Below are 4,872 nucleotides of genomic sequence, written 5' to 3'. Positions count from 1 at the left end.
CCAGGCGCTGCTGGAGCTGACCGACTACGCGCCCCTACCGCTGCGCGAACCGGTCCGCTCGCTGGTGTGGGTGCGCGGTCGCCTCCAAGAGGTACACCCGACGGAGATCCTCGATCTGCTCGACCTGATCGCCGCCGAGTGCCCGAATCCCGCCCTGCTGGGCATCGATACCCCACGCTGCAGGCCCGGCGGCGGCGACGAGCCGCGCTACACCCTGTTGCGGCTCGAGATCGCCTCGGTGGTCGTCACCGACGCCACCGGCGCCGAGCCGGTCAGTGTGGCCGACCTGCTGAACGCCCGCCCGGATCCGTTCTGCGCGCTCGAGTCAAGCCTGCTGTGGCACCTGGACACCGCCCACAGCGACGTCCTCGCGCGGCTGGTGTCCCGGCTGCCGGCGCCGCTGCGGCGCGGGCACGTCCGGCCCTTGGGCCTGGACCGCTACGGCGTCCGGTTCCGTGTCGAGGGCGACGATCGCGATCACGACGTCCGGCTGCCGTTCCATAAGCCGGTCGACGACATGACCGGCCTGAGCCAGGCGATCCGGGTGCTGATGGGCTGCCCCTTCATCAACGGGCTTCGGGCGCGCGGCTAGCCGAGCGCGCGGCGCACCGGCGCGACCGAGCGCCGGCCACGTACGTTTACTCGGGTGAACGGCGAGCGCGCACCCCAGCCTCGGCGCCCGCTTGGGCCGCCCGGGCCACCGCGCCCCGAGCCGCCGCAGGTGATCCACCGCCACGCCGGCCCGCCGCCGTCGCCGACGGCGGAGACCCAGCCGCTGAACCGGCCGAGGGCGCGTCCCGCCGCCGTGTCGGCGCCCGGGGCGGCGGCGCCGTCGCGACCTCAGGCCCCGCGCACGTCACCCAAGCGCCGCAAGCGCCGCCGGCTCCGCACGGTGCTGTCGATCCTGCTGGTGGGTGCACTGCTGCTCGGCGCGGGCGCCGTCGCCGGGGCCATCTGGTTCGATACCAAACTGCACCGCGAGGAGGTCCTGGCCGACTATCCGGACCGGCCCGCGGCCGGCCGGGGGACCAACTGGCTGGTCGTCGGATCGGACAGCCGCCAAGGCCTCACCGCCGAGCAGCAACAAGACCTGGCCACGGGCGGCGACATCGGTAACGGGCGTACCGACACGATCCTGCTGGTTCACGTGCCGAGCATCGGATCCGCAGCGCAGACGTCGATGGTGTCGATACCGCGCGACTCCTACGTGCCGATCCCGGGGCACGGCAAAGACAAGATCAATGCCGCGTTCGCGATGGGCGGTGCGCCGCTGCTGGTGCGGACGGTGGAGCAGGCCACCGGATTGCGCCTCGATCACTACGCGGAGATCGGGTTCGGCGGGTTCGCCGGCTTGGTGGACGCGCTGGGCGGGGTGACGGTGTGCCCGACGACGTCGCTCAACGACCCGTTGGCCGGCATCGACCTGCCTGCGGGTTGCCACACCCTCGACGGGCGCAACGCGCTGGGCTACGTCAGGTCCCGCGACACGCCCCGCGCCGACCTGGACCGGATGGTCAACCAGCGTCAGTTCGTGGCGGCGCTGCTGCATCGGGCCGGGAGCCCCGCGGTGTGGCTCAACCCGTGGCGCTGGTATTCGGTGCCGCGGGCGGCCACCGACGCGCTGACCATCGACCGCGGCGACCACGCCTGGGATCTGGCCCGGCTCGGCTGGGCGCTGCATGGGTCGACCACCGCCATGACCGTGCCGATCGGCCAGTTCACCAGCGGTGACGCCGGCTCGGTGGTGGTGTGGAATCACGATGCGGCCAAGCGGTTGTTCCAGGCGCTGGCTTCCGATGCGCCGGTGCCTCCCGCCGCGGCGGACGAACCGCAATAGCGGCCGGGCTAGCCGCTGCCGTCGCCGGCGCGGTTGCCCTGCAACCACGCCTTGGTGCGACCGGGGTGGTGGGTGGCGAGCCAGGCCACCCCGACGTCGCGGCAGAAATCGATGTCCTGGTAATCGTCGACGTTCCAGCAGTAGACCGCCCTGCCCTGGGCGATGGCCCGGTCGGCGAGCTGGGGATACTCCTTCAGCGTCGTCAGCGAAGGCCCAACGGCGGTGGCGCCGATAGCGGTGGGCGCGCCGCTGGTCAGGTAACGCCCGGTCTTGCCGAGCAGCACCGTGGGCAGCAGCGGGGCGGCCCGCCGGATCCGCCAGACCGCGGACGCCGAAAACGACATGACCACCGCACGGGACCGGTCAGCCGACGCGGGCGCGGCGATGCCGAACCGATGCAGCGACGCGAGCAGCTTGGTCTCGACCAACGACCCGTAGCGGACGGGGTGCTTGGTTTCGATGAACAGCTTCACCGGCCGATGCCAATCCAGCACCAGCGAGACCAGCGCGTCCAGCGTCAACAAGCTGGTGTCGCCGTGCGTGCCGTCCTCGCGCCAGCTGTCGTGCCACGCCCCGTACTCGAGCTCACGCAGTTCGGCGAGGGTCATGGTGCTGACCAAGCCCGCGCCGGTCGAGGTCCGGTCCAGCCGGCGGTCGTGCACGCACACCAGGTGGCCGTCACGGGTCAGCCGCACATCGCATTCCACGCCGTCGGCGCCTTCTTTGAGCGCGAGGTCGTAGGCGGCCAGCGTGTGTTCGGGCCGCGCCGCCGAAGCGCCGCGGTGGGCGACGACATAAGGATGCCCGGCGAGCACCTCGTCGGCCCACGTCATACCCCTATGCTGCCGGTTCCTGCCCCTTCAACTCAACTGGGTCGGCCGACGCCGGCGCGGCGGGCCCGTCATCGGGAACCGCGACCCAGCGATGCGCGGGACGTGCGACGGGTTTGCGCTGGAATCCCTCGAAGACGCGGGTCGCGGCGGCCAGCGTGGCGGCCGCCAACAGGTACGCGAAGACCATCAGCACGGTGTTGTTGGCGATGCCCTGGGCGTCGGTGGCGAAGCTGGTCGCGATGGCGGCGATGGACACGGCGCAGCTGCAAACCCACGCCACCCACCACTGCAGGATGGTGCCGCGCAGCCGGGCGTAGTGCTCCTCGAGCAGCGCCAGCTCGATCACGTACACCGGGGCCCACAGCAAATTGGCCAGCGGCACGACGCAACCGGCCCACAGCGCCCGCGTGGAGCGCGGCTCGGGCAGACCGTGATGGGCGAAGACGGCGGCGCGGCGCGCGATCATCCAGCGGATCAGCAGCACGCCGGCGGCGATCACCGCCGCACCGGCGCCCACGCTGGCGAGCACGCCGAGCCAGTCGGCGCCGATGGCCACCCACGTGTTCAGCAAGGTGTTCCGGTTGATCACCAGCAGCACGTAGCGCACCACGTAGACCAGGGCGGCGATGCTGAGTACCAGCACGCCCACAAAGGACGCGGTGCGAACGATTTGCGCCGACGGCCCGGACGGCGCGGCCGCCTCAGCCGCCGCAGGCGCCTGCTCGACCCGGTCGGCCAAACCCCAGCGCGGGATCACGGTGTAACGCGGCGTGGGTCCGAGGGGACGGCGCCCGCGTCGCACCGGCGGCGCGGCACCGGGGCGCACCGCTATCCAGCGATAGCCGGGCGGTAGCCGCGGCGGCGTGCGCTGCCAGCCGGGCGACCTCGAAGGGCGGGCCGGAGCCGGGGCCCCCGGCGCACTCCAGCGCGGATCGGCAGCGGGGCTGTCCGGCGAGGGCGCCAGCAGGGCTCCGCGGCAGCGGGGACACCATTCGCGTTGCCGGTCACGCACGTTCCAGCGGGTGCCGCACTGGGAGCACACCTGGATCACCGGACCAGACTAACGCCGTCCCGGTGCGGGCCTCGGGACCGCCGGCCGCGGGCCCGCCCGGCGGCCGTCGCCGTCGGTCGCGGGGAGCGGGATCGGCAACCCGCGCGGCGCCGCCGACTATCCACAGTTTCCACAGGTTTATCCACATAGACCCACGGGGTATAGAAAGCATCGCTACAGCCTCTGGCGGCTGACCGTGGTGTGACTGTGGATAACACCCGGCGTCGCTGGCACGCCATAGACAGCCCGGAGCGGTCGTTGAGCGAAATGGATTGCCTCACTAAGCACCCGTGCGAGCAGCGCGTCCGGCCGAGGATCAACCCCGCGCCCGGAGCGGGCGTTGCAGCCCGGCCGCCTTCGCCAAGCCGCAGTTCAGCGCGATATTTCTTCAGCCCGCCACAAAGCGCTATGATCGCGTTCGCAAAAAGTGTTTGTGACTCACCTCACTGACGCGAGGTGACCGGGGGTGAAAGGCGATTGATGGCCACGCATTCGTTCGGTCCGGGTTCACCGGGCCCGTCGAAGTCGTACTGCGGCTCCCCGGCGTGGAATCACAGCTACAGCATCGCCGCGCTGCGCGCCGGGCTGATCGCCCTGGCATTGCTGGCCGTGCTCGCGGTCATCGTCTTGTTCTGAACTACCGCTCAGCGGGTATTCGCGTTCCGGCTCACAAGGGTCGTTCTTGCGGAGCGCGCGGTCATGGAGCAGGGTTGATAACGGCCGGCCGCCGCGAGGCGGCGCCGCGCGACTGAGCGTCAAGACGATAATCGAAGAAAGGAATGCCGTGGCTGAATACACCCTGCCCGACTTGGACTGGGACTATGCAGCGTTGGAACCGCACATCTCCGGGCAGATCAACGAGATCCACCACAGTAAGCACCACGCCACGTACGTCAAAGGCGTGAACGACGCTCTGTCCAAGCTCGAAGAGGCCCGCGCCAACGAGGACCACGCTGCGATCTTCCTGAACGAAAAGAATCTCGCCTTCCACCTGGGCGGCCACGTCAACCACTCGATCTGGTGGAAGAACCTGTCACCGGACGGCGGCGACAAGCCGACCGGTGAACTGGCCGCCGCGATCGATGACGCCTTCGGATCCTTCGACCGCTTCCGCGCGCAGTTCAGCGCGGCCGCCAACGGGCTGCAGGGTT

6 protein-coding genes are annotated in these 4,872 nt (G+C 70.7%); 4 read left to right on the top strand and 2 right to left on the bottom strand.

What is annotated here, in order from left to right:
• A partial coding sequence (locus A5646_RS27275; protein ID WP_066880223.1) for a DUF2470 domain-containing protein occupies positions 1–592 on the top strand: 592 nt, incomplete at its 5' end.
• Between the two features lie 54 nt (positions 593–646).
• Positions 647–1,837: an LCP family protein gene (locus tag A5646_RS27270; protein WP_067025628.1), complete on the top strand. Its 1,191-nt coding sequence runs from the start codon at positions 647–649 to the stop codon at positions 1,835–1,837.
• Positions 1,838–1,845: 8 nt separating this feature from the next.
• Here the strand turns inward: A5646_RS27270 and A5646_RS27265 are convergent, their stop codons facing one another.
• Together A5646_RS27265 and A5646_RS27260 are read right to left on the bottom strand one after the other, a co-directional pair.
• Complete coding sequence (locus A5646_RS27265) at positions 1,846–2,670, bottom strand: glycerophosphodiester phosphodiesterase (RefSeq protein ID WP_067025625.1); 825 nt, start codon at positions 2,668–2,670, stop codon at positions 1,846–1,848.
• Between the two features lie 4 nt (positions 2,671–2,674).
• Positions 2,675–3,721, bottom strand: coding sequence for a DUF4328 domain-containing protein (locus A5646_RS27260; protein WP_156765417.1), 1,047 nt, complete (start codon positions 3,719–3,721; stop codon positions 2,675–2,677).
• Between the two features lie 480 nt (positions 3,722–4,201).
• Between A5646_RS27260 and A5646_RS29645 the strand changes: the two genes are divergently transcribed.
• Both A5646_RS29645 and A5646_RS27255 read left to right on the top strand, forming a co-directional pair.
• A complete protein-coding gene (locus A5646_RS29645; protein WP_165827960.1) occupies positions 4,202–4,357 on the top strand; it encodes a hypothetical protein in 156 nt (51 codons plus the stop codon).
• A gap of 148 nt (positions 4,358–4,505) precedes the next feature.
• The coding region (locus A5646_RS27255; protein WP_197505303.1) for a superoxide dismutase at positions 4,506–4,872 on the top strand (367 nt) is incomplete at its 3' end.

This window comes from Mycobacterium sp. 1245499.0 (assembly GCF_001673615.1).
Taxonomy (GTDB): Bacteria; Actinomycetota; Actinomycetes; order Mycobacteriales; family Mycobacteriaceae; genus Mycobacterium; species Mycobacterium europaeum_A.
This window is presented reverse-complemented; position numbering and strand designations above follow the sequence as displayed.

Excerpts from the sequence above, each read along its gene's own strand:
- A5646_RS27265 (WP_067025625.1), bottom strand. The coding sequence starts at position 2,670 with ATGACGTGGGCCGACGAGGTGCTCGCCGGGCATCCTTATGTCGTCGCC.
- A5646_RS29645 (WP_165827960.1), top strand. The coding sequence starts at position 4,202 with ATGGCCACGCATTCGTTCGGTCCGGGTTCACCGGGCCCGTCGAAGTCG.